The following is a 26190-nucleotide window of genomic DNA, read 5'->3' as shown; positions in this document are numbered from 1 at the left end:
TTTCGGCGGCTTCAGCCAATGGCCGCCGCGCGCACCTCGTCGTCGATGGCTTCCAGATATTGCGCGAAGTTGTCGCTGAACATCTGCACCAGCTTGGCGGCCTGCTTGTCATAGGCGGCCGGGTCGGCCCAGGTCTGGCGCGGGTCCAGAAGCCTGTCCTCGACCCCCGGCACGGACACCGGAACCTCGAAGCCGAAGTTCGGGTCCTTGCGGAACTGCACGTCGTTCAGGCTGCCATCCAGCGCGGCAGCCAGCAGGGCACGGGTCGCGGCGATGGGCATTCGCTTGCCTGTGCCGAAGGCGCCGCCGGTCCAGCCGGTGTTGACCAGCCAGCAGCTTGCGCCGTGCTTGGCGATCTTTTCCTGCAGCAGCTTGCCGTAAACCTCGGGGCGGCGGGGCATGAAGGGGGCGCCGAAGCAGGTCGAGAAGGTCGGGACCGGCTCGACCACGCCGACCTCGGTGCCCGGCGTCTTCGAGGTGAAGCCCGACAGGAAGTGATACATGGCCTGCGCGGGCGTCAGCCGGGCAATCGGCGGCAGCACGCCGTAAGCGTCGCAGGTCAGCATGATGATGTTCTTCGGATGCCCGCCCAGGCTGGTGTCCGATGCGTTGCTGATCGCGTCGAGCGGATAGGCGCAGCGCATGTTGTCGGTGATCGAGTTGTCCTCGAAGTCCAGCTCCAGCGTGTCCTCGTCGAAGACCATGTTCTCGATCACGGTGCCGAAGCGGGAACAGGTGGCGTGGATCTCCGGCTCGGCCTGGGCCGACAGGTTGATGGTCTTGGCGTAGCAGCCGCCCTCGAAGTTGAAGATGCCGGTGTCCGACCAGCCGTGTTCGTCGTCGCCGATCAGCACGCGCGAGGGGTCGGCCGACAGGGTGGTCTTGCCGGTGCCCGACAGGCCGAAGAAGACGGCGCTGTCGTCGGGATTGCCGATGGCGTGGTTGGCCGAGCAGTGCATCGGCATGATGCCCTTTTCCGGCAGCAGGTAGTTCAGCAGCGTGAAGACCGACTTCTTGTTCTCGCCCGCATAGGCGGTGTTGCCGATCAGGATCAGCTTCTTGTCGAAGTTCAGCGCGATCACCGTCTCGCTGCGGCAGCCGTGGCGGGCCGGGTCGGCCTTGAAGCCGGGGCAGTTGATGATGGTGAATTCCGGCGTGAAGCTTTCCAGCTCGCTGGCCTCGGGGCGGCGCAGCAGGTGGCGGATGAACAGCCCGTGCCAAGCCAGTTCCGTCACCACGCGCACGTCCAGGCGGTTGTCGGCATCGGCGCCGCCGAACAGATCCTGCACGAAGTAGTCGCGGCCCTTCATGTGCTCCAGCATGTCGGCATGGAGGAGATCGAAGGCCTCGGGCGACATCGGCTTGTTGTTGTCCCACCAGATCGTGTTCTCGACCTCGGGGCTACGGACCACGAACTTGTCCTTGGGCGAACGGCCGGTATGCGCGCCGGTCGAGACCAGGAAGGTGCCGCCCAGGCCCAGCTTGCCTTCCCCGCGAGAGACCGCCTCGGTCATCAGGGCCGGTTCAAGCAGGTTGTAATAAACCCGACCGAGGCCTTCGATCCCCTGATCTTCAAGCTTGCAGTTCGGATTTACGCGCATGGCCATGTTTTGACGCTCCTCGGTGGCGTGGGTTGCGACACTTTCGTCACAAGTATGCGGCGGCTATAACATGGGCCGAAGAGCAAAAAAGAAGTTGGCGCGAACAGTTAGCGGAAACAGAAGATGTTATCGCAAACATGGCTCTTGGTGGTCGAAAAGGGCCTAAGGATCGGCTTGGATTTCCGTGTTTAGCGCAGAGACGTGATTCGCAATGCAGGTTTATGCAACAACCGTGGCGCTGCAGGGCGCCGGCCTGCTGATCCTTGGGCCGTCGGGTTCGGGAAAGTCGTCGCTTGCCTTGCAGTTGATGGCTGTGGGAGCTGTCCTTGTTGCGGACGACCGGACCGACCTGCACCGGGACGGCGACCGTATCGTCGCCACATGTCCCCCGGCGCTGCTTGACCGGATCGAGGCGCGGGGCATCGGCATTCTTCATGCGGCCTCGTCGGGGCCGGTTGCCCTTGCGCGGGTCGTCGATCTGGGGGCCGGGCCTGGGGATCGCCTGCCACACTCGCAAAGCTATGATGTCCTGGGGGTGGCCTTGCCCCTTGTCACCGGGCCTTATCAGCCGCATCTTTATGCTGCGCTGCGGCAGCTTTTGCTGGGCGGTCGTGTCGCATGACGGACGATCTGGTTCCTTGTTCTGGCAGGAGAAAGGGCCCGCGTGGCTGACGATCCCACCGCCGTTGTCCCCCCGGCGCCCGCCCCCGACGAAGGGGTGCAGCGGCTTGTGCTTGTCACCGGCCCCTCGGGTGCGGGTCGCTCCACGGCCATCAACGTGCTTGAGGATCTGGGCTTCGAGGCGATCGACAATCTGCCCTTGTCGCTGATCCCCCGCCTGCTGGACGGCCCGAGCCGCCCCGAGCCGCTGGCGCTTGGCCTGGACGTGCGCAACCGCGATTTCTCGGCCAGCAATGTCATCGAACTGATCGACAAGCTGACCCGCGATCCCCGCTATGCCCCCGAGGTGCTGTTCCTGGACTGCGCGCCCGAGGTGCTTGAACGGCGCTACAACGAGACGCGGCGGCGTCATCCCCTGGCACCGGACAGCGCGCCGGCGGCGGGCGTGGTGGCGGAACTGGATCTGTTGTCGCCCATCCGCGCGCGGGCGGATGTCCTGGTCGACACCTCGGATCTGTCGCCGCATGACCTGAAGGCGGAACTGACGCGGTGGTTCGACATCCGGCCGAACCGCAGGCTCAGCGTGTCGCTGCATTCCTTCAGCTACAAGCGCGGCGTGCCGCGCGGCATCGACATGATGTTCGACTGCCGCTTCCTGACCAATCCGCATTGGGAACCCGTCCTGCGTCCCCTGACGGGCCGCGACCCTGCCGTGCAGGATCATGTGGCGGGCGATTCGCGTTATGCGGAATTCTTGGATCGCGTGTGCGGCATGATCCAGTTTCTCCTTCCGGCCTATGTCGAGGAGGGGAAATCTCATCTTGCGGTTGGTTTCGGGTGTACCGGCGGGCAACATCGTTCCGTCACTTTGGCTGAAAAGGTGGGCCTTGCGCTTGCGAAGGCAGGCTGGCCGGTGTCAATAAGGCACAGGGAACTCGAGCGTCGCGCACCGGCGCCGTCGGCCTTGGGCGATGCATCCGGCATCGGCCAGGAGGCGGGCCGGGTGCGTGCTATTGAACGTGGTGGAACGCGTTGATTGGAATCGTGATCGTGGCGCATGGTGGCCTGGCTCGGGAATATCTCTCGGCGGTCGAGCATGTGGTGGGTCCGCAAAGCGGCATCGCAGCCGTCGCGATCGAGGACGATCACGACCGCGCCGCCAAGACGGCCGAGATTCAGGCGGCGGCCAACTCCGTCGATGACGGCAATGGTGTGGTGGTGGTGACCGACCTGTTCGGGGGGTCGCCCTCGAACCTGTCGCTGCCCGCCTGCGCCATGCGGGACCGCACCATCCTGTATGGTGCCAACCTGCCGATGCTGGTCAAGCTGGCCAAGTCGCGCCATCTGCCGGTGCCCGATGCCGTGGCCTTCGCCAAGGAGGCGGGCCGCAAATACATCAACTCCTACAACGTCCCGGTCGAGGCTGCGCTGAACTCCGGATCGCGGTTCGGATGAACGGCCCGATCACGCGCCAACTGGCCATCATCAACGAAAAGGGCCTGCACGCGCGGGCCAGTGCCAAGTTCGTCGATCTGGTGGAACGCTTCGATGCGCAGGCCCAGGTCGAGAAGGACGGCATGTGCGTGTCCGGCGATTCGATCATGGGCCTTCTGATGCTGACCGCGCCGCGCGGCAGCCAGATCACCGTCACGACCAGCGGGCCAGACGCCGCGGCCCTGGCCGACGCCCTCGAGGCGTTGGTGGGGGATTACTTCGGCGAAGGCATGTAGGTGCCGGACCGCAAGACCTATCACCACGGCAACCTGCGCCAGGCCCTGGTCGATGCCACCGCCGCGCTGATCCAGGAAACCGGCCCCCTGGCCTTCACCCTGACAGAGGCCGCGCGCAGGGCAGGGGTGTCGCCTGCCGCACCCTATCGCCATTTCAAGGGCCGCGACGACCTGCTGGAGGAAGTCGCGCGCCAGGGTTTCCTCGATTTCGCCGAACGGCTGGAACGCGCCTTCGATAGCGGGCAGCCCCGCCCGCTGACCGCCTTCATGCGCATGGGGCAGGCTTACCTGGACTTCGCGGCGCAGCGGCCCGGCCACTACATGGCGATGTTCGAATCCGGCGTGTCGATTGCCGGAAACGCGGACCTGTCGGCAGCCTCGGAACGGGCGCAGCGGGTGCTGATCGACGCGGCCGAGACGCTGGCCGAACGCCTGCCCCCCGACCGCCGCCCGCCCGCCCGGATGGTCGCCAACCACATCTGGGCGCTGAGCCACGGCGTGGTCGAGCTTTTCTCGCGCGGGAAGCCCGGTGGCCGCAGCCCTGTCGGGCCGGCCGAGATGCTGGAAAGCGGCGCGATCATCTATCTGCGCGGGCTGGGGCTGATCGGCGAATAATTTTGCCGTCCCGCTTGACGGGTCATCGCGGTGCTCTATCTATGTAAATGTGATTAACATTAACATGGAGGTACCCTTCAGATGCACAGCGCATCGCACATGCCCGCCTATCCCCTGCCGTCGCGCGTCCAAGGCCCGCTGACCCGCGCACGCGACTGGCTGGATGCGCGCGGCAAGGCTGCCTGGATCATCGCCATGATCCTGGGTTTCGTCGTGTTCTGGCCTCTTGGCCTTGCCCTTCTTGGATACATGATCTGGAGCAAACGCATGTTTGGTTGCAGCAACCGCCGGGCGCAGGCCCGCTACTACGCCCCTTCGACCGGCAACAGCGCCTTTGACGCGTATCGCGAGGAAACGCTGAAGCGCCTGGAGGACGAGCACCGCGAGTTCGTGGACTTCCTGCAGAAGCTGCGCGAGGCCAAGGACAAGGCCGAGTTCGACCAGTTCATGCAGAACCGCGACCAGAAGCCCGAAAGCTACACGGGCGCGTGACGAAAAAGGGCCGGGATGACCGGCCCTTTCCTTTTGCTACCTATTCCCCGCGCGGGAACCGCTGGTTTTCCTCCAGCACGTTCAGGTCCATGTGATTGCGCATGTAGCGCTCGGACGCTTGCTGCAACGGCTGGTAATCCCAGGGATAATAGGCACCGTTGCGCAGAGCCTCGTAGACGATCCAGCGGCGTGCCTGCGACTGGCGGACCTCGTCGTCATAGACGTCGAGATCCCAGCGTTCCATCGCCAGGACGCGCATATGGCCCAGCGTGACGGCATGATCGGGGTCGCCTGCCAGGTTCACCCGCTCGTCCGGGTCGATTTCCAGGTCGAACAGCATCTCGGGATCGGTGCGGCAGGCCACGTATTTCCAGCGCCCGTCGCGCAGCGCGACCATCGGCGCCACGCTTCCCTCGGCCGCGTATTCGATCGGCACGGGTCCCCGCGCGGCGCCCCTTGCCAGCGAATGGCCGTCGGTCCAGGGCGCGATCTCCTCCAGCGACAGACCCGCAAGATCGCAGAGCGTCGGCAGAACGTCGATGGTGCTGACCGGCTGGTCCACGCGGCCCGGCGCCATGCCGGGGGCGGCGATCATCAGCGGCACCCGGGCCGAGGCCTCGAAGAAGTTCATCTTGAACCACATGCCGCGTTCGCCCAGCATCTCGCCGTGGTCGGACAGGAACAGGATGACCGCCTCTTGCCGGGTGCGGTCCAGCACGTCCAGGATCTCGCCGATCTTGTCGTCCACATAGGAAATGTTGGCGAAATAGCCTTGCCGGGCGCGGCGCACCTGATCGTCCGTGATGTCGAAGGCCCGCCAGTCGCAGGCATCCATCAGCCGCCGGGAATGCGGGTCCATTTCATCATAGGGGATCGCCGCCGGAGGCTCCAGTTCCGGGATGCCATCGTAGAGGTCCCAGTACTTGCGCCGGGCGACGAAGGGATCATGCGGGTGCGTGAAGCTGACGGTCAGGCACCAAGGCCGGTCGTCACGCCCGCGCGACAGGTCATAAAGCTTGCGGCAGGCGTTGAAGGCGACCTCGTCGTCGTATTCGTACTGGTTGGTGATTTCCGCCACGCCCGCGCCGGTCACGGAACCGAGGTTGTGATACCACCAGTCGATCCGCTCGCCCGGCTTGCGGTAATCGGGGGTCCAGCCGAAATCGGCGGGATAGATGTCGGTGGTCAGCCGCTCCTCGAACCCGTGCAACTGGTCGGGGCCGACGAAATGCATCTTGCCCGACAGGCTGGTCTGGTATCCGCCGCGCCGCAGGTGATGGGCATAGGTCGGGATGTCCGACACGAATTCGGCCGCGTTGTCATAGACCCGCGTGCGGCGCGGCAACTGCCCCGACATGAACGACGCCCGCGCCGGGGCGCAAAGCGGGCTGCCGGTATAGGTGTTGGCGAAACGCGTGGACCGTTCGGCCAGGCGTCGCAGGTTCGGCGTGTGCAGGAAGGGGGCCGGGCCGTCGGGGAAAAGGACCCCCGACAGCTGGTCCACCATCAGGATCAGGATATTCGGCTTCAAGATGTTATCCTGCGACCGCCGCCTTGACCGCGTCAGCGCCCGGCTGGCCGTCCAGCGTGGTCACGCCGTCCAGCCACTTGTCCGCAGCCTCGGGGTTCTCGGCCAGCCACTCCTTCGCGGCGTCGCGGGCGTCCATGCCGTCATCCAGGATCTTGCCCATCAGCACGTTTTCCATCGGTACGTCGAAGACCAGCTGGCTGAACAGCTTGGCGGCATTGGGGCAGGCCGCGGCCCATTCCTTGCGCGCCAGCGTGTGCACGGTCGCCCCGCCGAAGTCCGGGCCGAATTGCTTGTCGCCGCCCGACAGATAGGTGATCTCGATCGCCTCGTTCATTGGATGGGGCGCCCAGGCCAGGAACACGACCGGGCTGTCGCCGCTGCGCGTGACCTGGGCCAGCATCGCCTGTTCGCCGGATTCGACCAGTTCCCAGTCGCCCAGGCCGAAATCGTCCGCCTCGATCATTGCCTGGATCGACTGGTTCGCGGGCGCGCCCGGCTCGATCCCGTAGATCTTGCCGCCGAAGGCGTCCTTTTGCGCGTCGAGGTCGGCAAAATCCTTGACCCCCGCATCGGCGCCCGCCTTGTTGACGGCCAGCGTGAACTTGGCGCCTTCCAGGTTCTGCGCAAGCTCCTGGATCGTGCCCGCCGCGTCCAGGTCGTCGCGGAACTTCTGCTGCGCTGGCATCCAGTTGCCCAGGAACACGTCGGTCTGGCCGTTCTTCAGCGCCTCGTAGCCCACCGGCACCGACAGGGTGGCGATGTCGGGCGTGTAGCCCAGCGCCTCCAGCACCACGGCCGCCACGCCGTTTGTCGCGGTGATATCGGTCCAGCCCGGATCGGAATAGCGAACCGTGCCGCAGGTCGCCGCGTCATCCGCCAGGGCGGGCAGGGCCGTCAGCAGCAGGGCCGCCGTTGTCGTGAAAGCCTTCATCGTCAACCTCCTGTGATTTTTGTTTATCCGCTCAATCAAGAACGGATTGCCGCTGGTGTCGCGCCCGAATGCGACCAGCAAGGCAGCCTATCGTGTCGGAACCGGCGTCTCGCCGCGATAGTCGTAGAAGCCCCGGCCCGTCTTGCGGCCCAGCCAGCCGGCCTCGACATACTTGGTCAGCAGTGGGCAGGGGCGGTACTTGGTGTCCGCCAGCCCGTCATGCAGCACGTTCATGATCGCCAGGCAGGTGTCCAGCCCGATGAAGTCGGCCAGTTCCAGCGGGCCCATCGGATGGTTGGCGCCCAGCTTCATGGATTCGTCGATGGACTTCACGTTGCCCACGCCCTCGTAGAGCGTATAGACCGCCTCGTTGATCATCGGCATGAGGATGCGGTTGACGATGAAGGCCGGGAAATCCTCGGCACTGGCCGAGGTCTTGCCCAGCTTTTCCACCACCTCGTGAAGCGTCCTGTAGGTCGCCTCGTCGGTGGCGATGCCGCGGATCAGCTCGACCAGCTGCATGACCGGAACCGGGTTCATGAAGTGGAAGCCCATGAACTTTTCCGGCCGGTCGGTGCGGCTGGCCAGCCGCGTGATCGAGATCGAGGAGGTGTTCGAAGTCAGGATCGTCGAGGGCTTCAGATGCGGGACCAGATCCTCGAAGATGGCCTGCTTGACGGTCTCGCGCTCGGTCGCGGCCTCGATCACCAGGTCGGTCTGGCCCAGGTCGGCCAGCCGCAGCGTGGTCCTGATCCGGGCCATGGCAGCTTTCTTGCTGTCCGCGCTGATCTTGTCCCGGCTGACCTGGCGTTCCAGGTTGCGGTCGATCAGGGCAAGCGCCTTGTCCAGCGCCTCTTGGCTGATGTCGGTCAGCAGGACGTCATATCCGGCCAAGGCAAAGACATGGGCGATGCCGTTGCCCATCTGGCCCGCGCCGATGATCCCAACCGTTTGAACCGTCATCTGAGCCTCGCTGCTTGTTGGCGGGACGATAGGGCGGGCATCGGGATGCTGCAATGCAAAACCGCCCCTGGTGGGGGCGGTGAAAGGCCGGGGACTTCGCGTCCCCGGACCCCTGCGGGATATTTGCACCAAGGTGAGGGACTCACACCTTCCCCGTCAATTCCGGCACGACGGTGAACAGATCGCCCACCAGGCCGTAGTCGGCGATCTGGAAGATGGGGGCTTCCTCGTCCTTGTTGATGGCGACGATGACCTTGCTGTCCTTCATGCCGGCGAGGTGCTGGATGGCGCCGGAGATGCCCACGGCGACATACAGCTCGGGCGCCACCACCTTGCCGGTCTGGCCCACCTGCCAGTCGTTCGGCGCATAGCCGCTGTCCACCGCCGCGCGGCTTGCGCCCACCGCGGCGCCGAGCTTGTCGGCAAGCGCCTCGATGAGCGCGAACTGCTCCTTCGAGCCGAGCGCCCGGCCGCCCGAGACCACGCGTTTCGCACTGGTCAGCTCGGGGCGGTCGGAGGCCGCCACCTCGTCGGACAGCCAGGACGACAGGCCCGGGTCGTCGGCCAAGGTGGCCTCGCCGACCGGGGCCGCGCCGCCCGTGCCCGCCGCCTCGAAGCTCGCGGTGCGCAGGGTGATGACCTTCTTGCCGTCGCGCGAGCGCACCGTCTGGATGGCGTTGCCGGCATAAACCGGGCGCTCGAATGTCGCGGCGTCGATCACCTTCGAGACCTCGGGGATCACCATCACGTCGAGAAGCGCCGCCACGCGCGGCATCACGTTCTTGGCGTCGGTGGTGGCCGGCGCGGCGATGTGCTCGTACTCGCCCGCAAGCGCGGCCAGCAGCGCCGCGGTGGGCTCGGCCAGGCGGTGGCCGTAAGCCGGCGCCTCGGCCACCAGCACCTTGGCGACACCCTGGATCGTGGCCGCCTCGGCGGCGGCCTCGCGGGCGTGCGCCCCCGCACACAGCACCGTCACGTCGCCCAAGGCTCCGACCGCCGCCACCGCCTTGGCCGTGGCGTCCCGGTTCAGAACCCCGCTCGTGACTTCCCCCAGAAGAAGAACCGCCATCAGATCACTCCCGCTTCCTTGAGTTTCGAGACCAGCTCATCGACCGAGCCGACCTTGATGCCCGCGCTGCGCCCCTCGGGCTCGCGGGTCGAGACCACCTCGAGCCGCGGGCTGACGTCGACGCCGTAGTCGGCGGCCGTCTTCTCCTCCAGGGGCTTCTTCTTGGCCTTCATGATGTTGGGCAGGCTCGCGTAGCGCGGCTCGTTCAGGCGCAGGTCGGCCGTCACGATCGCCGGCAGCCGGACCTTGATGGTCTGCAACCCGCCGTCCACCTCGCGGGTGACCTTTGCGCTGTCATCCGCGATCTCGAGCTTGGAGGCAAAGGTCGCCTGGCCCCAGCCCAGCAGCGCCGCCAGCATCTGGCCGGTCGCGTTCATGTCGTTGTCGATGGCCTGCTTGCCCGCGATCACCAGCCGGGGCGCTTCCGCATCCACCACGGCCTTGAGGATCTTGGCCACCGCCAGGGGCTCGATGTCGGTGCCGACGTCCTCGGCCGCCACCACAAGGATCGCCCGGTCAGCCCCCATCGCCAGGGCCGTGCGCAACGTTTCCTGCGCCTGCTTCACGCCGATGGAGACCACCACGACCTCGTCCGCCGCGCCCTTCTCCTTCAGCCGGATCGCCTCCTCGACCGCGATCTCGTCGAACGGGTTCATCGACATCTTCACGTTGGCCAGATCGACGCCAGACCCGTCCGCCCGAACCCGCGCCTTCACGTTGTAGTCAATCACCCGCTTCACGGGCACAAGGATCTTCATGGAGCGCTCCCCTCACATCTTCTTGTCGGGGGCAGTGTTACCGACGGATCGGCGCGTGACACAAGACAAAAGCGTCCCCCGACGCTGCGTTTGCGTCGGGCCAGCCGACGCACGAACGGCGCTGGCCTAGCGGCTGGCCCCCGGAACCCACAGGATGTCGTCCGCACCCCCGTTGTTGGCGACACGCGCCGCGACGAACAGCCAGTCGGACAGGCGGTTGAGATACCGGACGGCAGCCCCGTTCACGTCCCCGCCGGTCGCCAGATCCGTTGCCCGGCGTTCGGCCCGGCGGGCCACGGTGCGCGACAGGTGCAGGTGCGCCGCCAGAACGGAACCCCCCGGCAGGATAAAGCTGCGCAGGGGATTCAGATCGGCATTCATGGCGTCGATCTCGGCTTCGAGCCGCGTCACCTGCGCGTCGATCATCCGCAGCACCGGATAGCCCGCCCCATCGTCCGCCGCCATGTTCGGCCGTGCCAGGTCGGCGCCAAGGTCGAACAGGTCGTTCTGGATCACGGACAGCTGGTCGGCCAGATCGCCCGTCGCGTGCAGCCGGCACAGGCCCAGCGTCGCGTTCAGTTCATCGACGGTGCCGTAAGCTTCGACCCGGGGGTCATGCTTGGCGACGCGGGTACCGTCCGACAGGGCAGTATCGCCCCCGTCGCCGGTGCGGGTATAGATGCGGTTCAGGACAACCATCAGCGCCCCCCCAGCCAGACGAACAGCATGATCAGCGCGACGGCGACGGCCTGCGCGATGATCCGCCAGCGCATCATCCGGTTGCCGTGCTTCCGGTTCCAGTCGCCGCCCTTGGCAAAGCCGCCGATCCCGGTGGCAAGGATCGCGAGAACGGCCAGGATCGCCAGCGCGATCACGTAGAACAGGGGACTGTCGGTCATCATGCCGCCTTTCGTTGGCCGGAACCCTAGCCGTGGCGCGCGAACCAGTCCAGTGCGCGCGTGGGCAGAAGCCGGCGCGCGGCGCCGGACATCCATGTGGGCGTGGTGACGTAATAGCGCGGGCGGGGCCGTGTCGCCGTCAACGCATGGACGATGCGGTCGCTGACCGCCGAGGGCGGCAGTTCGAAGCGGTCCTTGCCCGACGGCTCGTACAGCCGTTTCAACAGGCTGGCGCGGTATTCATCGGCGCGGGCGCTGTCATGCCAGTTCACCCAGCGTTCGAAATGCGGGATCGCATTCACGCGGATGCGGCTGGCGATGGGTCCGGGCTCGATCAGGATGACCTTGACGGGGGTGCCCGCCATCTCCAGCCGCAGCACGTCGGTCAGCCCTTCCAGCGCGAACTTGGTCGCGACATAGGGGCCGCGCCAACGGATGCCGATCAGGCCCAGGACCGAGCTGATGTTGACGATCCGCCCGCCGCCCTTGCGAAAGTGCGGGATCAGGCGGACGGTCAGGTCGTGGGTGCCGAACAGGTTGGTTTCAAAGATTTCGCGCAGGGCGCCGCGCGGCATGTCCTCGACCGCGCCGGGCAGGGCGAAGGCGGCATTGTTGACAAGACCGTCCAGCGGGCCGCCCGCCAGCACCCGCTCGGACAACTGCGCCACGCTGTCTTCGTCGGAGAGTTCCAGGTGGTGGCATTCCATCCCCTCGGCCCGGCGGGCAGAGATGTCGGCGTCCTTGCGGCAGGTGGCGACGACCTGCCAGCCCAGCGACTGCATCCGGCGCGCGGCATCAAGGCCGATCCCCGAGGAGCAGCCGGTGATCAGGACGCGTTTCGTCATGGAGCGGTGGCCGACAGGAACCGGCCCGCGACATAGCCGACGCGGCCGTTGCCGTCGCGGAGGTTGACCCATTCGGCATCGGTCGGTCCAAGGGGCTGGACCGCCGTGCCGCGCCCGAGCGCGGCCACGACGCGATCACCCGTCGACGGGCCCGCGCGCATGTTCACCCGGTCGCCGGTGACGTAAAGGACCGGACCATCGGGAACGGCCTGCCTGGCAGCCGAAGCGCCCGCATGTTCGGGAGATGGGCGCAGCGCCGGTCCGGGAAATCGCTGGACCTGCTGCGGTGTTTGCGTCGTGGCCTGCACGACGGCGGCGGGGGCGACCTGTTCCTGCGGCGGAGGTGCCGACAGGTCCGGCAGTGCCGTGCCGGCATCCTGCGCGATAGGCTGCGGCGCAGGCCGGCGTTCGGCGCGCAGGTTGCCGTCGCCCCAGACCGACAGCACCAGGAACAGCCCTGCCAGGGTGGCCAGCAGCAGCGCGACCAGTCTGATCATCGATGTCCCCCCATCGATCCTTCTGGATCTTGTTAACCTATGTTGCCTTGCAACGCCAACGCCCGTGCAGCCGTTCCGCGATTCCCGCTGGACCGCGCGCGCCCCGCACCCTATCTGATGCGGCATGTCCAGTCTGCCCCCCGATCCCCCCGCTGACCCCGAAGACAACACCCAATCCGAACCGCTCAGCCGTGCCATCGGCGAGCGGTACCTGACCTATGCCCTGTCCACCATCATGCACCGGGCGCTGCCCGATGCGCGCGACGGGCTGAAGCCGGTTCACCGCCGCATCCTTTACGCGATGCGCGAGTTGCGGCTGGCGCCGAACGGGGCGTTCCGCAAGTCGGCCAAGATCACCGGCGACGTGATGGGCAACTATCACCCCCACGGGGACGCCGCGATCTATGACGCGATGGCGCGCCTGGCCCAGGATTTCGCCATGCGCTATCCGCTGGTGGACGGGCAGGGGAACTTCGGCAACATCGACGGCGACAACCCGGCCGCCGCCCGATACACCGAAGCGCGGCTGGCTCAGGCGTCCGAGGCCCTGATGGACGGCCTGACCGAGGATTCGGTCGATTTCCGCCCGAACTATGACGGCACGCTTCAGGAACCTGTGGTCCTGCCCTCGGCCTTCCCGAACCTGCTGGCCAATGGCGCGTCCGGGATCGCGGTCGGCATGGCCACGAACATCCCGCCGCACAACCTGCACGAGGTGATCGACGCCTGCCTGCACCTGATCAAGACGCCGGACGCGCGCGATGATACGCTGGCTGCCTTGGTCAAGGGGCCGGATTTCCCGACCGGCGGCGTGATCGTGGAAAACAGCGACACCATCGCCGATGCCTATCGCACGGGCCGGGGCGCCTTCCGCGTGCGGGCCCGCTGGATGCAGGAGAATCTGGGCCGGGGCTTGTGGCAGGTCGTCGTGACCGAAATTCCCTATCAGGTCCAGAAATCCAAGCTTATCGAACGCCTGGCCGAGCTGATCCAGTCCAAGCGCATCCCGATCCTGGCCGATGTCCGCGACGAATCCGCCGAGGACATCCGCATCGTCCTGGAGCCCAAGGCCCGCACCGTCGATCCCGAACAGCTGATGGCCGCGCTGTTCCGGGTCAGCGACCTTGAGGTTCGCTTCAGCATGAACATGAACGTGCTGATCGACGGGCGCGTGCCCAAGGTCTGCTCGCTCAAGGAAGTGCTGCGCGCCTTCCTGGACCACCGGCGCGAGGTGCTGGTGCGCCGCGCGAACTATCGCCTCGACAAGATCGCCGCCCGGTTGGAGGTGCTGGAAGGCTATCTGGTTGCCTATCTGAACCTCGACCGCGTGATCGAGATCATCCGCCACGAGGACGAGCCCAAGGCCGTGATGATGGCCGAGTTCGGCCTGACCGAAGTGCAGGTCGAGGCGATCCTGAACATGCGCCTGCGCGCCCTGCGCAAGCTGGAGGAGATCGAACTTCGCGCCGAGCGCGACGCCCTTCTGGAGGAACGGCAGGGGCTGGAGGCGATGCTGGCCGACGAACGCGTGCAGTGGGTGCGGATCAGCGACCAGTTGAAGGAAGTGCGCAACCTGTTCGGCAAGTCCAGGCCCGAGGGCCAGCGCCGCACCCAGATCGCCGAGGCGCAGGAGATCGCGCCCATCGACCTCGAATCGATGATCGAGCGGGAGCCCTTGACCGTGATCCTGTCGAAGATGGGCTGGATTCGCGGCATGAAGGGTCACCAGCCGCTGGATGCCGAGGTGAAGTTCAAGGACGGCGACGGCCCCGGCCTGGCCCTCCATGCCGAGACGACCGACAAGCTGATGATCTTTGCCAGCAACGGCCGCTTCTACACGCTGCCTGCCAACAACCTGCCCGGCGGCCGCGGCATGGGAGAGCCGCTGCGCCTGATGATCGACCTGCCGAACGAGGCCGAGGTGATCGCCATGTTCCCCTGGCGCGACGGCGAGAAGTACCTTGTGGCATCGAAGGCCGGTGATGGCTTCATCGTGCAGGCAAGCGACATCCTGGCACAGACCAAGACCGGCAAGCAGGTCCTGAACGGCGAGGCTCTGCTGTGCCGTCCCGTCAGCGGCGATCATGTCGCAGTGATCGGCACGAACCGCAAGATGCTGGTCTTCCCCTTGGCCGAACTGCCCGAGATGGCGCGCGGCAAGGGCGTGCGCCTGCAGAAATACGGCAGCGGCGGCGGGTTGGTGGCGGGGGACACGCTGTCCGACGCGGCCTTCATCACCCTGGCCGAGGGATTGCGCTGGCAGGAAAGCGGCGGGCGCACGCGGACCGAACCCGACCTGACCGAATGGCTGGGCAAGCGTTCCAGCGCCGGGCGCATGGCCCCGCGCGGCTTCCCGCGCGACAACAAGTTCAACTGACGAAGGGCTGGTGCCCTTCGACGCCTTTTCGTCCCGGGGCTTCGCCCCGCCTGCCGCCCTGCGGCAGTCTCCCCAGGATACTTGAAGCCAAGATGAAAGAGCGGCCCCCTGCCGCGCCGGCATGATGCGGCGGGCAGGGGGCTTTCACCTTGGACGGTCATCGGCGTCCCCGCCTGTACCGTGGACCGAGCATGGGCCCCAAACCCTTTCAGCTTGGTTAAAATATCCCCGCCGGAGGCAAGAATTTTCTTTTTTCTTGCCTACAATCCGCTGCCGCCGACTGATCCGAAATACTCGCCCGTGATATAGCTCGCCTCGTCCGAGGCCAGCAGCACGTAGATTGGTGCAAGCTCCACCGGCTGGCCGGGGCGGCCAAGAGGCTGGTTCTTGCCGTGTTCGGCTGCCTTTCCGGTCGGCTGCCCGCCCGAGATCTGCAGCGCGGTCCAGTAGGGGCCGGGGCAGACGGCGTTCACACGGATGCCGCGCGGGGCAAGCTGCTTGGCCAGCGACTGCGCGAAGGCCACGTTGGCGGCCTTGGATTGGGCATAGTCGAACAGGATGTCCGACGGCGAAAAGGCCTGCACCGACGAGGTGATGATGATCGACGCGCCCGGTCCCAGATGCGGCAGCGCGGCCCGCGTCACCCAGAAGGGCGCATAGACATTGGTCTTCATCGTGGCGTCGAAATCGGCGGTCGTCAGATCCTCCAGCTTTTCGCAGAACTGCTGACGGCCGGCATTGTTGACCAGGATGTCCAAGCCCCCCAACCCCTCGACCGCCCGGGCCACCAGCGACGTGCAGAAACCCTCGTTCCGCAGGTCGCCGGGAACGGCGATCGCCTTGCGGCCCTCGGCCTTGACGAGGGCGATGACCTTGTCGGCGTCCTCCTGTTCCTCGGGCAGGTAGCAGATCGCGACATCGGCGCCTTCCCGGGCATAGGCGATGGCCGCGGCGGCGCCGATGCCGCTGTCGCCCCCGGTGATCAGCGCGCGCTTGCCCGTCAGGCGGCCGGTGCCGCGATAGCTTGTCTCGCCATGGTCGGGCAGGGGGTCCATCCGGCAGGCGAGGCCGGGGGCGGGCTGTTCCTGCCTGGGGAAGTCCGGCTTGGGAAGGTTCGGGTCCCGGATCGCGCCGCTGCGAAAGGGTTGGTCGGTGGACATGGCTTTTCCTTCTTGCTTGCCCTGTCCAACAAGCCGCGGGGGCGCAGGTTCCACCCTAGCGCCGGCGCACCCATTTCCAGCCGGTGATCATGGGGCGCACCAGGTCCTCGCGTTTCCACAAGCGATAGAAGAGGATCGCCGCCCAGTGCAAGATGACCAGGATGAGGATCAGGTCGGCCCCGCGGTTATGCCAGCGCAGCGCGTCGCGAGAGGTTGAGGAACTGACCTGCGACGCCAGCGGGCCGACATTCACGTAGTCGTCGGGATCGGCGAACAGCCCGGTCGTGACCTGCAGGACCAGGACGGCCAGCATCGCCACGACCGCCAGCGCCCCGACCGGGCTGTGCCCCGGCCAGTTGCTGGGCTGGGGGCGGATCATCTCGCGAGCATAGGCCAGCACGGCGCGAGGCCCTTGGAGGAACCGGGCGAAGCGCGCAGGGGCCGGGCCGACAAAGCCCCAGACCAACCGGAACAGCAACAGGGCGATGATTGCGTAGCCCAGCCAGAAATGCAGCGTCATGTCCGAGGGGCCGAACTTGCCCAGCAGCCAGTTCGTCACCACCAGCGCGGCCAGGGACCAGTGGAAAGCCCGCAGCGCCGGGTCCCAGATCCGTTCGCGGCGCGTGCCGGGGCCCATCAGTCGTCCTTGCGATAGTCGTCGTGGCAAGCCTTGCAGGCGCCGCCCAGCTTTTGCAGCGCGGGTCCGATATTGTCCTGGCCGCCCTTGACGGCATCCGGCGCGCCCGCCGCCGCGTCCCGCAGGCCCGCGAACTTGGCGCTGAAATCCTCGGGGTTCTCCCAGATGGCGGGCAGGGCCTCGGAGTCCCGCATGTCCTCGGACGAGGTGCCTTCGACGAACAGCGGCCGCACGTCGTATTGCGTCAGCGCCACGATGTTGGACGCGGCAAGGGAGGCGGCGGCCTCGTCATAGGCGATCTCTCCCTTGGCCATGCCCGCCAACTGGCCCATGTTGACGCCCAGCAGGGACATGAAGCCGTGCCGCGCCTCGACGAAGTCCTCGGTGTCCTGGGCGGTTGCAAGGGTCGGGAGGGCAAGGGTTGCGGCAAGGGCGATCGCCTTGATGGGGTGCATGGCTGGCTCCTGAAGCGGGACTGGCTGTGATGACGGAACTGTCCGGAAAAGAGTGGCAGAGTCAAAATGCTGGATCAATCGGGCGGAAGGGCGATCACGGATTTGCGATAGCGGCCCCCGAAGGGGCCGCCCCGCAGGATCAGGCAGAGGGATTGATCACGCCTGCCTGGCTGTGGATTTCCTCGACGGCCGAGCGGTCAAGCTTCAGCGCCTGCGCCAGCCGTCCGAGGTAGCGGACCTCGTCCTCGTGATCCAGGTCGATGGCCAGCAGCGACATCAGGTAGACCTGCGACTCCAGCCCGGCGGGCACGTCGCGGGCCAGGGCCTCGGGGTCGACGGGGGCGGCCATCTGGTCGCGGATGAACTGCCGTTCGTCATCATCCAGGTCGTCGCCCAGCTTGCCCAGCAGGCGCTGCTTTTCCGTCTCGTCGATGCTGCCGTCCGATTTCGCGGCCTGGATCATGGCGCGCAGCATCAGGCCGGCGACCGCATTCTGTTCCGGGGTGGGGGCGATCTCGGGCTCGCCCTTGGTCACCACGGCATCGTTGAACAGCTCGCCAAAGCTTGCGTCATTGGTGGGTTGAGAGTCCTTGGTGGCTAGGCGTCCGGCCACGCCACCCGCCGCCGCGCCGCCCAGAAGTCCGCCCAACAGGTCGCCAAGGCCACCGCCCGCGCCCGCGCTGCGGGTCTTGGACCCGCCGCTGAGCTGGCCCAGAAGGTCGCCAAGACCGCCGCTGCCGCTGCCGCCGGTGCGGGCCTTGGAGGTCAGGCTGTCCAGAAGCCCGCCAAGACCGCCCGATGCCCCGGGTGAATGCGGCCCGCCATAGCGCGACCCGCTGCCGGCGCGGCCCCCGCCGAGCACCTGCCCCAGCATGTCGTTCAGGTTGCCGCCCGCGCCGGGCGTCGTGTTGTTGCCGAACAGTTCGCCCAGAAGGCCGCCGCTGCCACGGTTCCGGCTGCTGATCTGGTCGCCCGGCTTGCCCTGCTGGCGCTGCTGCATGGCAGCGCCGATGCCCTTGGCAAGGATGACGCCGGCCGCCACGCGGCCCAGGGTTTTCATCAGACTCATGAATATGTCCTCCGACAAAAGGTGTCAGGACGGCATGGCCGCCCAGTTTCGTCCCCGAACGGAACTGTGCCCGCAAAGGTTCCTCCGGGCAATCGGATCGGTGACGCGCGCGCGGGTGCCCTTGATTTTTCCAAGGTTGGCTTATAAATCGCGGCGCACGTCAAATTCGGGGCCGTCTCGCCATGCCCCGCGATCAGGAGAGGCCGTAGATGGCAAAGGCAAAGTTTGAACGGACGAAACCGCACGTCAACATTGGCACGATTGGTCACGTTGACCACGGCAAGACGACGCTGACGGCTGCGATCACGAAGTATTTCGGTGAATTCAAGGCCTATGACCAGATCGACGGCGCCCCGGAAGAGCGCGCGCGCGGGATCACCATCTCGACGGCGCATGTGGAATACGAATCGGAAGCGCGCCACTATGCGCACGTGGACTGCCCGGGCCACGCCGACTACGTGAAGAACATGATCACCGGCGCCGCGCAGATGGACGGCGCGATCCTGGTGGTGAACGCCGCCGACGGCCCGATGCCGCAGACGCGCGAGCACATCCTGCTGGGCCGCCAGGTGGGCATCCCCTACATGGTCGTCTACCTCAACAAGGTCGACCAGGTCGATGACGAGGAACTGCTGGAACTGGTCGAGATGGAGGTGCGCGAGCTTCTGTCCTCCTACGACTATCCGGGCGACGACATTCCGATCGTCAAGGGATCGGCGCTGGCGGCGCTGGAAGGCCGTGATCCCGAGATCGGCGAGAACTCGATCCGCGCGCTGATCAAGGCGGTGGACGACTACATCCCGACGCCCGAGCGCGCCATCGACCAGCCGTTCCTGATGCCGATCGAGGACGTGTTCTCGATCTCGGGCCGCGGCACGGTCGTGACCGGCCGCGTCGAGCGCGGCGCGGTGAACGTCGGCGACGAACTGGAGATCGTGGGCATCCGCGACACCCGCAAGACCACCTGCACGGGCGTCGAGATGTTCCGCAAGCTGCTGGACCGCGGGGAAGCGGGCGACAACATCGGCGCGCTGCTGCGCGGCGTGGACCGCGACGGCGTGGAGCGCGGCCAGGTGCTGTGCAAGCCGGGTTCGGTCAAGCCGCACACGCATTTCGAGGCCGAGGCCTATATCCTGACCAAGGAGGAAGGCGGCCGCCACACGCCGTTCTTCGCGAACTACCGCCCGCAGTTCTACTTCCGGACCACGGACGTGACCGGGACGGTGAAGCTGCCCGAGGGCACCGAGATGGTGATGCCGGGCGACAACCTGAAGTTCGAGGTCGAGCTGATCGCGCCGATCGCGATGGAGGAAAAGCTGCGCTTCGCCATCCGCGAAGGCGGCCGCACCGTCGGCGCCGGCGTGGTGTCGAAGATCCTGAAGTAAGCCCCGCGGCTTGCCGGAACACAGACGAAAGGGCCGCCCCGCAAGGCGGCCCTTTTCCCATGGCGCAAAGGTCACGTTGACCGGTGCCGCGATATGCTTCAGGATCGAGCGACCGGACTTTGACGAGATCAAGCTGATGTGCCAGATCTTTGCGGGGCAGCACCCCGAACGCTACGAGACCGTCACCCGCAGGCTGCGGCTGAACGGGCAATCGACCTCGATCCGGCTGGAGCGGGCCTTCTGGCACATCCTGGACGACATCGCCGCGCGCGAGGGGGTGTCGACCCCCGCCTTCATCTCCAAGCTTCACGCCGAGGTTCTGGAACTGCATGGCGAGGCGCGGAACTTCACCTCGCTTTTGCGCTGCGCCTGCACGATCCACCTGGGCGAGGACCAGCATGTCCCCCAGGCGATCGCCGCCGAATAGACGGGCGAATAAATTCGGCTGTAGTAATCCGATACTACCCGCGCCCGCCGGCGATTTCCTAGCCTGAGGAGAAGAAAAGGCTACGGAGGCTTGGCATGGCGAAATATGTCCACTCGATGATCCGCGTTCTGGACGAGGCGCGCTCGGTCGAATTCTATGACCGCTGCTTCGGCCTGACCGTGGCCGAGCGGCTGGATTTCCCGGATTTCACGCTGGTCTACCTGTCCAGCGGCGAAAGCGAGGTCGAGCTGGAACTGACCGTCAACAAGGGCCGGACCGAACCCTATGCGCTTGGCGACGGCTATGGCCATGTGGCCTTCACCGTGGATGACGTGGATGCCGAACATGCGCGCATCACCGATCTTGGCTACGCCCCGCGCAAGCTGGTCGACTTCGCCCCGGCGGGTGAAGTGATCGCGCGGTTCTTCTTTATCGCCGATCCCGACGGATACCAGATCGAGGTGATCCAGCGGGGCGGCCGCTACAAGTAACGGTGCCGCGCCGGGGTTGGAGGGCCCCGCGCCGCAACGACAACAGGGGAGGAGAGAATGTCCCAACTACGCAAGCAGGGGCTGACCCGGCGCGCGCTGCTGTCGCGCGCGGTGGCGGCAGGCGCCCTGGCGGTCGCCGGGCCGGGCTTCATCGCGGCGCCCGATGCCGCCTGGGCGGTCGAGGTCACGGCGATCAGCGAACACGAGATGGCGACGCTGCTGCAGATGGCGCGCGACATCTATCCGCACGACCGCGTGGGGGACCGCCATTATGCGGTGGCGGTCAAGTCCTACGACATGGACGATCAGAAGCAGATGGTGGCCGAGGGCATCGCCGCCCTGGATGCCGCCGCGAAAGAGGCGGGCTTCGACAATTACCTTGCCGCCGGGTGGGAGGCCGACCGCGTCGCCATCCTGCGCGGCATCGAGGACACGCCGTTCTTCCAGACAGTGCGCGGCGGGCTGGTGACGGGCCTTTATAACCAGAAGGAGGTCTGGCCGATCTTCGGATACGAGGGCGAGTCCTTCTCGCAGGGCGGCTACATCGCCCGGGGCTTCGACGACATCGACTGGCTGTAGGGGAGGACATCCATCATGGCAAAGGCAGCCAAATTCGAACTGACCGACGACAGCGTGGTCGTCATCGTGGGCACTGGCGCGGGCGGCGGGGTCCTGGCCAACGAACTGGCGCAGAAGGGCGTTAAGGTCGTGGCGCTGGAGGCAGGCGGGCGCTACATGCCCGAGGATTACGTCAACGACGAATGGGACAGCTTCGGCCAGCTGGCCTGGGTCGATCCGCGCACCACCAGCGGCGACTGGCGGGTGGCCAAGGACTTTTCCGGCCTTCCCGCCTGGATCGTCAAGGCCGTGGGCGGCACCAGCATCCACTGGGCGGGCGCGTCCCTGCGCTTCCAGGACCACGAATGGAAGGCGCTGACGAACTATGGCGCGGTCGAAGGCGCATCCCTGCTGGACTGGCCCATCGACGGGGCCGAGATGGCGCCCTGGTACGACAAGGCCGAGGCCAAGCTGGGCGTCACCGGCGTCGGCGGCCGCGCACGCCTGCCCGGCAACAACAACTTCAAGGTGTTCGAGAAGGGCGCCCTGGCGGTGGGCTACAAGGAGGTCCACACCGGCAACATGGCGATCAACAGCGCCGACTACGACGACCGCATGGCCTGCCAGCAGACCGGCTTCTGCTTCCAGGGCTGCAAGTGGGGCGCGAAATGGTCCAGCGCCTATACCGACATCCCGCGCGGCGAGGCGACCGGCAACCTGGAAGTCCGCGACCACGCCCATGTCGCCCGCATCCTGCATGACGACAGCGGCAAGGTCACGGGCGTCGAGTATTTCGACAAGGACGGCAACCTGCAGATGCAGAAGGCGCGCATCGTCGCGGTTGCGGGCAACAGCTTTGAAAGCCCGCGCCTGCTGCTGAACTCGCACAGCAGCATGTTCCCCGACGGGCTTGCCAACCGCTCGGGGCAGGTGGGGCGCAACTACATGCGCCACACGACCGGGTCGGTCTATGCGACCTTCGAGCAGCCGGTGAAGATGTGGCGCGGCACGACCATGGCGGGCATCATCCGCGACGAGGCCCGCCACGACCCGTCGCGCGGCTTTGTCGGCGGCTACGAGCTGGAAACGCTATCCCTGGGCCTGCCCTTCATGGCGGCCTTCCTGGACCCCGGGGCCTGGGGGCGAGAGTTCACGACAGCGCTCGACAGCTACGAGAACATGGCGGGCATGTGGATCGTGGGCGAGGACATGCCCCAGGCCGACAACCGTGTGACCCTGTCGGACACCGCCGACAAGTTCGGCCTGAAGGTCGCCAACGTCAACTTCAGCGACCATCCGAACGACATCGCGATGCGCGACCACGCCTATGCACGGGGGCAGGCGATCTACAAGGCCGTGGGCGCGACGCGCACCCTGCCGACGCCGCCCTATCCCTCGACGCACAACCTGGGAACCAACCGCATGTCGGACAGGCCCGAGGACGGGGTGGTCAACAAGCACGGCCAAAGCCACGACATCGCCAACCTGTTCGTCTCGGACGGCAGCCAGTTCACCACGGGGGCGGCGGAAAACCCGACGCTGACCATCGTGGCCCTAGCAATTCGGCAGGCGGATCACATCGCGAGGGAGATGGCGGCCGGCAACGTCTGACCTTGGCTGGAAACCTTTGCTGACATGATCTGTCAGGGTTGGCGGCCTATGCTGCCGATCCAAGGAGGTTTCCGCCATGATCGACCATATCGGCATCCCGGCCGCTGACATCGGCGCGGCCCGACGTTTCTACGAGGCCGCCCTGGCCCCGCTGGGCATCCGTGTGCTGAAGGAACAGGGCGGCGGGCAGGTGCTGCACTTCGGCACCGTCCACCCCGTCTTCTCTCTGACGGCCGCAGGGCGCGCGCAGCCGATCCACGTCGCCTTTGCCGCCCCGGATCGCGCGGCGGTCCGCGCCTTCCACAAGGCCGCGCTTGCAGCCGGGGGGCGGGACAACGGCGCGCCGGGGCTGCGGGCGCAGTACCACCCGGACTACTACGGCGCCTTTGTCATCGACCCCGACGGCAACAACATCGAGGCCGTGTGCCACAAGCCGGAGGACGCGGCATGAAGACCTATCGTGGAAGCTGCTTCTGCGGCGCCGTCGCCTTCGAGGCCGATGGCGACCTGGCGGACGGCACCATGCGCTGCAACTGCCGGTTCTGCCGCAAGATGCGCTATTGGGAGATGCGCCTGCCCGATGCGGACGGGTTGCGCGTCCTGCGGGGCGCGGACGCCTTGGGCGAAACGCCGAGGGCCGAGGCAGACGGAGTGGACATGCACCACAAGTTCTGCGGCCGCTGCGGGACGCGGCTTTGGACAACCGGCAATATCGAGGAGATGGGAGGCCGCTTCACGATGGTCTTCATCCCGGCCCTTGATGATGTGCCCGAGGCGGAACTGATCGCCGCGCCGGTGTTTCATGCCGATGGGGCGCATGACGCCTGGTGGGACGAGGCACCCGAGACGCGGCACCTGTAGGCTTGCGCCGCAGCCCCCTGCCGCGGCGCGCCCGATGTCACTGCCCGTCCGCGGCCGCCTGGTTCACCCCGCCCTCGGCGATGCGGGTCATGTGTTCGTCTCCCTCGCGCGTGCTGTCGAGGCATTCCTGCAGCGCCGCGCCGTCGTCGTCATGGCCCAGGCGGTTGGCGAAGGTCCGCACGCAGCCATAGCCTGCGATCGCATAGTGGGTGAGGCGCTGGTACTGGGTGATGATCGCCGCGTCCTGGGTGTCCTCGTCGCCGAAATCGGTCTCGATGGCGTGCTTGCGGGCCTCGGCGACCAGGCCTTCCATGCCCCGGCAATGTTCGCCCGTGGGGTCGGTGTCGTGCCTGCTGCAGATCTGCGCCAGCGTTTCCATGCCGCGGGCGATGCCCTGGTTGCCGGCGATCAGCGCTTCGGACAGTTCGCGCGACTTGGCGACGCGGCCCATCTCGGTCACGATGGGCATGGATTGCTTGCAGGCCGAATACAGGTCCTTGAGCTGGTCGAGGTAGAGATCGTTCAGGTTCTTGATCGCCATGATGCGTATCCTTTCGCTGGCAGGCTGCGTCATCGGCTGAACGTGCGGCCTGTCGCATCGTTCCCGCGCCGCTGCACGATGCGGGCGGCCTTGACAGGCGCCGCCCGAAGGTCCAGCAAGCGCACCCCTGCCTGATCCCGTTCACGACATTCCGGTGACACCATGTTCTCGTGGTTCGAACGACGCATCGACCCTTACCCGACCGAGACGCCGGACATGCCGCCCCGGTCGCTGGTCCGCTTTGTCCTGTATTACAGCCAGGGCGCGATCCCCTGGCTTGTGCTGGTGGCCGTCACCTCGGCGCTGATCGCGATCGTCGAGGTCGTGCTGTTCGGCTGGCTCGGGGAACTGATCGACCAGTTGTCGCAGGTTCCGCGCGACCAGTTCTGGGCTGCCCAGGGCGGGCGGCTGGCCTTCATGGCCGCCGTGCTGCTGGTGCTGCTGCCCGTGCTGCACCTGGTGGCGTCGCTGGTCCTTTACCAGGGACTGATGGGCAATTTCCCGCAGCGCATCCGGTGGCGGGCGCATCGTTACCTGCTGCGCCAGTCGGTCGGCTATTTCCAGGACGAGTTCGCGGGCCGGATCGCCCAGCGGCTGATGCAGACGGCGCTTGCCGTGCGCGAGGTCGCGATGAAGGCCATGGATGTCGGCAGCTACGTGGTGATCTACTTCATGGGCGCGCTGATCCTGGCGGCCAGCCAGGACTGGCGGCTGGCCTTGCCCTTCGTGGCCTGGGCCGCGGCCTATGGCGTGATGCTGTGGCAGATCGTCCCGCGCCTGGGCCGCGTCGCCGAGGCGCAGGCGGACGCGCGGGCGCAGATGACCGGCCGGGTCGTTGACAGCTATACCAACATCGCCACCGTCAAGCTGTTCTCGCATTCCTCGCGCGAGGAAAGCTGGATGCGCGAGGGGATGGATGCCTTCCTGCGCACGGTCCATACGCAGATGCGCCTGTCCTCGATCCAGGACATCGCCCTGAACACGATCAACGTGGCCTTGGTCGCCTCGGTCGCGGGGACGGGGCTGTGGCTGTGGTCGGGCGGCCTGATCGAGGTGGGCGCGGTTGCCGTTGCCGTGCCGCTGGCGTTGCGGCTGAACAACATGGCCCATTGGATCATGTGGGAATTCGCGGCCTTGTTCGAGAATATCGGCACGGTTCGCGACGGCATCGCCAGCCTTGCCCTGCCCCGAGAGGTGCGCGACGCCCCCGATGCCAGGCCGCTGGTCCGGGGGCCGGGCGCGGTCAGCTTCGACAACGTCACCTTCCGCTATCGCGGGGTCGAGGGCGCGCGTCCGATGGCCGTCCTGGACGACCTGACGCTGCATGTCGCGTCGGGCGAACGGGTCGGGTTGGTGGGCCGGTCGGGCGCGGGCAAATCGACGCTGATCAACCTGCTCTTGCGCTTCCACGATATCGAAGGGGGCCGCATCACCATCGACGGGCAGGACGTGTCGCGCGTCACGCAGGACAGCCTGCGCGCGGCCATCGGCGTGGTCACGCAGGACAGCTCGCTTCTGCACCGCTCGGTGCGCGACAACATCGCCTATGGCCGCCCCGACGCGACCGAGGAGCAGATCGCCGCCGCCCTGCGCATGGCCGAGGCGCAGGACTTCGTGCCGAATCTCTCCGACAGCAGCGGGCGGCGGGGGCTGGATGCGCATGTTGGCGAACGCGGGGTCAAGCTGTCGGGCGGGCAGCGCCAGCGCATCGCCATCGCACGGGTGGCGCTGAAGGACGCGCCGATCCTGATCCTGGACGAGGCGACGAGTGCCCTGGACAGCGAGGCCGAGGCCGCGATCCAGTCGCGCCTTGACGCGCTGATGGCGGGCAAGACGGTGATCGCCATCGCCCACCGGCTGTCCACCATTGCCGCCATGGACCGCCTGATCGTGATGGATGCGGGCCGCATCATCGAGCAAGGCAGCCATGCCGAGCTGCTGGCCAAGGGCGGCCTTTACGCGCGGCTCTGGGCGCGGCAGTCGGGCGGGTTTCTGGTGGACGACGACGCGACCCCGTGACGGGGACCGTGGCGCGGCTGCCACAGCCGCATCCGATGCGTGCGAAG

The 26190-nt window shown here is 66.7% G+C and carries 30 protein-coding genes; 15 read left to right on the top strand and 15 right to left on the bottom strand.

Annotated features, from left to right (window positions below; translation table 11 throughout):
- Window positions 1-11: 11 nt before the first annotated feature.
- Window positions 12-1607, bottom strand: a complete 1596-nt coding sequence (locus tag J0F76_RS09040; protein ID WP_207468215.1) for a phosphoenolpyruvate carboxykinase — start codon at window positions 1605-1607, stop codon at window positions 12-14.
- A 205-nt stretch (window positions 1608-1812) separates the two neighbouring features.
- Here J0F76_RS09040 and J0F76_RS09035 point away from each other — a divergent pair, with 205 nt between their 5' ends.
- From J0F76_RS09035 to J0F76_RS09010, 6 genes are all read left to right on the top strand, one after another.
- The gene (locus tag J0F76_RS09035) at window positions 1813-2223 is read left to right on the top strand and encodes an HPr kinase/phosphorylase (protein WP_207468213.1); all 411 of its coding nucleotides are present in this window, start codon (window positions 1813-1815) and stop codon (window positions 2221-2223) included.
- A 42-nt stretch (window positions 2224-2265) separates the two neighbouring features.
- Window positions 2266-3258: an RNase adapter RapZ gene (rapZ, locus tag J0F76_RS09030; protein ID WP_341351576.1), complete on the top strand. Its 993-nt coding sequence runs from the start codon at window positions 2266-2268 to the stop codon at window positions 3256-3258.
- The gene (locus J0F76_RS09025) at window positions 3255-3677 is read left to right on the top strand and encodes a PTS sugar transporter subunit IIA (RefSeq protein WP_207468211.1); all 423 of its coding nucleotides are present in this window, start codon (window positions 3255-3257) and stop codon (window positions 3675-3677) included. Before rapZ ends, J0F76_RS09025 begins: the two co-directional genes overlap by 4 nt.
- Window positions 3674-3952 (top strand): HPr family phosphocarrier protein, encoded by a 279-nt coding sequence (locus tag J0F76_RS09020; RefSeq protein WP_207468209.1) that lies wholly within the window; start codon window positions 3674-3676, stop codon window positions 3950-3952. The genes J0F76_RS09025 and J0F76_RS09020 overlap by 4 nt, the downstream gene beginning before the upstream one ends.
- Window positions 3953-4567 carry a WHG domain-containing protein gene (locus tag J0F76_RS09015; protein WP_207468207.1) on the top strand — a complete coding sequence of 205 codons (615 nt, stop codon included), beginning with the start codon at window positions 3953-3955 and terminating at the stop codon, window positions 4565-4567.
- A 99-nt stretch (window positions 4568-4666) separates the two neighbouring features.
- Window positions 4667-5059, top strand: coding sequence for a DUF2852 domain-containing protein (locus J0F76_RS09010; RefSeq protein ID WP_242690098.1), 393 nt, complete (start codon window positions 4667-4669; stop codon window positions 5057-5059).
- Window positions 5060-5099: 40 nt separating this feature from the next.
- Here the strand turns inward: J0F76_RS09010 and betC are convergent, their stop codons facing one another.
- The 9 genes from betC to J0F76_RS08965 form a co-directional block, all read right to left on the bottom strand.
- A complete protein-coding gene (gene betC / locus J0F76_RS09005; RefSeq protein WP_207468247.1) occupies window positions 5100-6593 on the bottom strand; it encodes a choline-sulfatase in 1494 nt (497 codons plus the stop codon).
- 1 nt (window position 6594) lies between these two features.
- On the bottom strand, window positions 6595-7521 hold the full coding sequence (gene choX / locus J0F76_RS09000) for a choline ABC transporter substrate-binding protein (protein ID WP_207468203.1): 927 nt from the start codon (window positions 7519-7521) through the stop codon (window positions 6595-6597).
- An 87-nt stretch (window positions 7522-7608) separates the two neighbouring features.
- On the bottom strand, window positions 7609-8484 hold the full coding sequence (locus tag J0F76_RS08995) for a 3-hydroxybutyryl-CoA dehydrogenase (protein WP_207468201.1): 876 nt from the start codon (window positions 8482-8484) through the stop codon (window positions 7609-7611).
- Between the two features lie 142 nt (window positions 8485-8626).
- The gene (locus J0F76_RS08990) at window positions 8627-9553 is read right to left on the bottom strand and encodes an electron transfer flavoprotein subunit alpha/FixB family protein (RefSeq protein ID WP_207468199.1); all 927 of its coding nucleotides are present in this window, start codon (window positions 9551-9553) and stop codon (window positions 8627-8629) included.
- Complete coding sequence (locus J0F76_RS08985; protein WP_207468197.1) at window positions 9553-10311, bottom strand: electron transfer flavoprotein subunit beta/FixA family protein; 759 nt, start codon at window positions 10309-10311, stop codon at window positions 9553-9555. The genes J0F76_RS08990 and J0F76_RS08985 overlap by 1 nt, the downstream gene beginning before the upstream one ends.
- Before the next feature lie 126 nt (window positions 10312-10437).
- A complete protein-coding gene (locus J0F76_RS08980) occupies window positions 10438-11010 on the bottom strand; it encodes a cob(I)yrinic acid a,c-diamide adenosyltransferase (RefSeq protein ID WP_207468194.1) in 573 nt (190 codons plus the stop codon).
- Window positions 11010-11210 (bottom strand): twin transmembrane helix small protein, encoded by a 201-nt coding sequence (locus J0F76_RS08975; RefSeq protein WP_207468192.1) that lies wholly within the window; start codon window positions 11208-11210, stop codon window positions 11010-11012. The genes J0F76_RS08980 and J0F76_RS08975 overlap by 1 nt, the downstream gene beginning before the upstream one ends.
- A gap of 26 nt (window positions 11211-11236) precedes the next feature.
- On the bottom strand, window positions 11237-12055 hold the full coding sequence (locus J0F76_RS08970) for an SDR family NAD(P)-dependent oxidoreductase (protein WP_207468190.1): 819 nt from the start codon (window positions 12053-12055) through the stop codon (window positions 11237-11239).
- On the bottom strand, window positions 12052-12552 hold the full coding sequence (locus tag J0F76_RS08965) for an SH3 domain-containing protein (RefSeq protein WP_207468188.1): 501 nt from the start codon (window positions 12550-12552) through the stop codon (window positions 12052-12054). The genes J0F76_RS08970 and J0F76_RS08965 overlap by 4 nt, the downstream gene beginning before the upstream one ends.
- A gap of 124 nt (window positions 12553-12676) precedes the next feature.
- Here J0F76_RS08965 and parC point away from each other — a divergent pair, with 124 nt between their 5' ends.
- Window positions 12677-14929 (top strand): DNA topoisomerase IV subunit A, encoded by a 2253-nt coding sequence (parC, locus tag J0F76_RS08960; RefSeq protein ID WP_207468186.1) that lies wholly within the window; start codon window positions 12677-12679, stop codon window positions 14927-14929.
- 260 nt (window positions 14930-15189) lie between these two features.
- Here the strand turns inward: parC and J0F76_RS08955 are convergent, their stop codons facing one another.
- The 4 genes from J0F76_RS08955 to J0F76_RS08940 form a co-directional block, all read right to left on the bottom strand.
- Window positions 15190-16089, bottom strand: a complete 900-nt coding sequence (locus tag J0F76_RS08955; RefSeq protein WP_207468184.1) for an SDR family oxidoreductase — start codon at window positions 16087-16089, stop codon at window positions 15190-15192.
- Window positions 16090-16144: 55 nt separating this feature from the next.
- Complete coding sequence (locus J0F76_RS08950) at window positions 16145-16726, bottom strand: cytochrome b/b6 domain-containing protein (RefSeq protein WP_207468182.1); 582 nt, start codon at window positions 16724-16726, stop codon at window positions 16145-16147.
- Complete coding sequence (locus J0F76_RS08945; protein WP_242690097.1) at window positions 16726-17181, bottom strand: c-type cytochrome; 456 nt, start codon at window positions 17179-17181, stop codon at window positions 16726-16728. Before J0F76_RS08945 ends, J0F76_RS08950 begins: the two co-directional genes overlap by 1 nt.
- A gap of 139 nt (window positions 17182-17320) precedes the next feature.
- Window positions 17321-18250, bottom strand: a complete 930-nt coding sequence (locus J0F76_RS08940) for a tellurite resistance TerB family protein (RefSeq protein WP_207468179.1) — start codon at window positions 18248-18250, stop codon at window positions 17321-17323.
- A 209-nt stretch (window positions 18251-18459) separates the two neighbouring features.
- Here J0F76_RS08940 and tuf point away from each other — a divergent pair, with 209 nt between their 5' ends.
- The 7 genes from tuf (at window position 18460) to J0F76_RS08905 (ending at window position 23583) form a co-directional block, all read left to right on the top strand.
- A complete protein-coding gene (gene tuf, locus J0F76_RS08935; RefSeq protein ID WP_207468176.1) occupies window positions 18460-19635 on the top strand; it encodes an elongation factor Tu in 1176 nt (391 codons plus the stop codon).
- A gap of 136 nt (window positions 19636-19771) precedes the next feature.
- Window positions 19772-20062, top strand: a complete 291-nt coding sequence (locus tag J0F76_RS08930; protein WP_207468243.1) for a ribbon-helix-helix domain-containing protein — start codon at window positions 19772-19774, stop codon at window positions 20060-20062.
- A gap of 95 nt (window positions 20063-20157) precedes the next feature.
- Window positions 20158-20553, top strand: a complete 396-nt coding sequence (locus J0F76_RS08925; RefSeq protein ID WP_207468174.1) for a VOC family protein — start codon at window positions 20158-20160, stop codon at window positions 20551-20553.
- A 57-nt stretch (window positions 20554-20610) separates the two neighbouring features.
- Window positions 20611-21132, top strand: coding sequence for a Twin-arginine translocation pathway signal (locus J0F76_RS08920; RefSeq protein WP_207468172.1), 522 nt, complete (start codon window positions 20611-20613; stop codon window positions 21130-21132).
- 15 nt (window positions 21133-21147) lie between these two features.
- Complete coding sequence (locus J0F76_RS08915; RefSeq protein WP_207468170.1) at window positions 21148-22722, top strand: GMC family oxidoreductase; 1575 nt, start codon at window positions 21148-21150, stop codon at window positions 22720-22722.
- 76 nt (window positions 22723-22798) lie between these two features.
- The gene (locus J0F76_RS08910; RefSeq protein WP_207468168.1) at window positions 22799-23173 is read left to right on the top strand and encodes a VOC family protein; all 375 of its coding nucleotides are present in this window, start codon (window positions 22799-22801) and stop codon (window positions 23171-23173) included.
- Window positions 23170-23583: a GFA family protein gene (locus tag J0F76_RS08905; RefSeq protein WP_207468166.1), complete on the top strand. Its 414-nt coding sequence runs from the start codon at window positions 23170-23172 to the stop codon at window positions 23581-23583. Before J0F76_RS08910 ends, J0F76_RS08905 begins: the two co-directional genes overlap by 4 nt.
- Before the next feature lie 37 nt (window positions 23584-23620).
- Here the strand turns inward: J0F76_RS08905 and J0F76_RS08900 are convergent, their stop codons facing one another.
- Window positions 23621-24124 carry a ferritin-like domain-containing protein gene (locus J0F76_RS08900; RefSeq protein WP_207468164.1) on the bottom strand — a complete coding sequence of 168 codons (504 nt, stop codon included), beginning with the start codon at window positions 24122-24124 and terminating at the stop codon, window positions 23621-23623.
- 162 nt (window positions 24125-24286) lie between these two features.
- Here J0F76_RS08900 and J0F76_RS08895 point away from each other — a divergent pair, with 162 nt between their 5' ends.
- Window positions 24287-26143: an ABC transporter ATP-binding protein gene (locus J0F76_RS08895; protein WP_207468162.1), complete on the top strand. Its 1857-nt coding sequence runs from the start codon at window positions 24287-24289 to the stop codon at window positions 26141-26143.
- Window positions 26144-26190 lie beyond the last annotated feature (47 nt).

Origin of the sequence: Paracoccus fontiphilus (assembly GCF_017356265.1) — a bacterium.
GTDB classification, from domain to species: Bacteria; Pseudomonadota; Alphaproteobacteria; order Rhodobacterales; family Rhodobacteraceae; genus Paracoccus; species Paracoccus fontiphilus.
This window is presented reverse-complemented; position numbering and strand designations above follow the sequence as displayed.

Excerpts from the sequence above, each read along its gene's own strand:
- J0F76_RS09040 (WP_207468215.1), bottom strand. The coding sequence starts at position 1,607 with ATGGCCATGCGCGTAAATCCGAACTGCAAGCTTGAAGATCAGGGGATC.
- J0F76_RS09035 (WP_207468213.1), top strand. The coding sequence starts at position 1,813 with ATGCAGGTTTATGCAACAACCGTGGCGCTGCAGGGCGCCGGCCTGCTG.
- J0F76_RS09020 (WP_207468209.1), top strand. The coding sequence starts at position 3,674 with ATGAACGGCCCGATCACGCGCCAACTGGCCATCATCAACGAAAAGGGC.
- J0F76_RS09010 (WP_242690098.1), top strand. The coding sequence starts at position 4,667 with ATGCCCGCCTATCCCCTGCCGTCGCGCGTCCAAGGCCCGCTGACCCGC.
- choX (WP_207468203.1), bottom strand. The coding sequence starts at position 7,521 with ATGAAGGCTTTCACGACAACGGCGGCCCTGCTGCTGACGGCCCTGCCC.
- J0F76_RS08995 (WP_207468201.1), bottom strand. The coding sequence starts at position 8,484 with ATGACGGTTCAAACGGTTGGGATCATCGGCGCGGGCCAGATGGGCAAC.
- J0F76_RS08990 (WP_207468199.1), bottom strand. The coding sequence starts at position 9,553 with ATGGCGGTTCTTCTTCTGGGGGAAGTCACGAGCGGGGTTCTGAACCGG.
- J0F76_RS08985 (WP_207468197.1), bottom strand. The coding sequence starts at position 10,311 with ATGAAGATCCTTGTGCCCGTGAAGCGGGTGATTGACTACAACGTGAAG.
- J0F76_RS08980 (WP_207468194.1), bottom strand. The coding sequence starts at position 11,010 with ATGGTTGTCCTGAACCGCATCTATACCCGCACCGGCGACGGGGGCGAT.
- J0F76_RS08975 (WP_207468192.1), bottom strand. The coding sequence starts at position 11,210 with ATGACCGACAGTCCCCTGTTCTACGTGATCGCGCTGGCGATCCTGGCC.
- J0F76_RS08970 (WP_207468190.1), bottom strand. The coding sequence starts at position 12,055 with ATGACGAAACGCGTCCTGATCACCGGCTGCTCCTCGGGGATCGGCCTT.
- J0F76_RS08965 (WP_207468188.1), bottom strand. The coding sequence starts at position 12,552 with ATGATCAGACTGGTCGCGCTGCTGCTGGCCACCCTGGCAGGGCTGTTC.
- parC (WP_207468186.1), top strand. The coding sequence starts at position 12,677 with ATGTCCAGTCTGCCCCCCGATCCCCCCGCTGACCCCGAAGACAACACC.
- J0F76_RS08955 (WP_207468184.1), bottom strand. The coding sequence starts at position 16,089 with ATGTCCACCGACCAACCCTTTCGCAGCGGCGCGATCCGGGACCCGAAC.
- J0F76_RS08950 (WP_207468182.1), bottom strand. The coding sequence starts at position 16,726 with ATGGGCCCCGGCACGCGCCGCGAACGGATCTGGGACCCGGCGCTGCGG.
- J0F76_RS08945 (WP_242690097.1), bottom strand. The coding sequence starts at position 17,181 with ATGCACCCCATCAAGGCGATCGCCCTTGCCGCAACCCTTGCCCTCCCG.
- J0F76_RS08940 (WP_207468179.1), bottom strand. The coding sequence starts at position 18,250 with ATGAGTCTGATGAAAACCCTGGGCCGCGTGGCGGCCGGCGTCATCCTT.
- tuf (WP_207468176.1), top strand. The coding sequence starts at position 18,460 with ATGGCAAAGGCAAAGTTTGAACGGACGAAACCGCACGTCAACATTGGC.
- J0F76_RS08930 (WP_207468243.1), top strand. The coding sequence starts at position 19,772 with ATGTGCCAGATCTTTGCGGGGCAGCACCCCGAACGCTACGAGACCGTC.
- J0F76_RS08925 (WP_207468174.1), top strand. The coding sequence starts at position 20,158 with ATGGCGAAATATGTCCACTCGATGATCCGCGTTCTGGACGAGGCGCGC.
- J0F76_RS08920 (WP_207468172.1), top strand. The coding sequence starts at position 20,611 with ATGTCCCAACTACGCAAGCAGGGGCTGACCCGGCGCGCGCTGCTGTCG.
- J0F76_RS08915 (WP_207468170.1), top strand. The coding sequence starts at position 21,148 with ATGGCAAAGGCAGCCAAATTCGAACTGACCGACGACAGCGTGGTCGTC.
- J0F76_RS08910 (WP_207468168.1), top strand. The coding sequence starts at position 22,799 with ATGATCGACCATATCGGCATCCCGGCCGCTGACATCGGCGCGGCCCGA.
- J0F76_RS08905 (WP_207468166.1), top strand. The coding sequence starts at position 23,170 with ATGAAGACCTATCGTGGAAGCTGCTTCTGCGGCGCCGTCGCCTTCGAG.
- J0F76_RS08900 (WP_207468164.1), bottom strand. The coding sequence starts at position 24,124 with ATGGCGATCAAGAACCTGAACGATCTCTACCTCGACCAGCTCAAGGAC.
- J0F76_RS08895 (WP_207468162.1), top strand. The coding sequence starts at position 24,287 with ATGTTCTCGTGGTTCGAACGACGCATCGACCCTTACCCGACCGAGACG.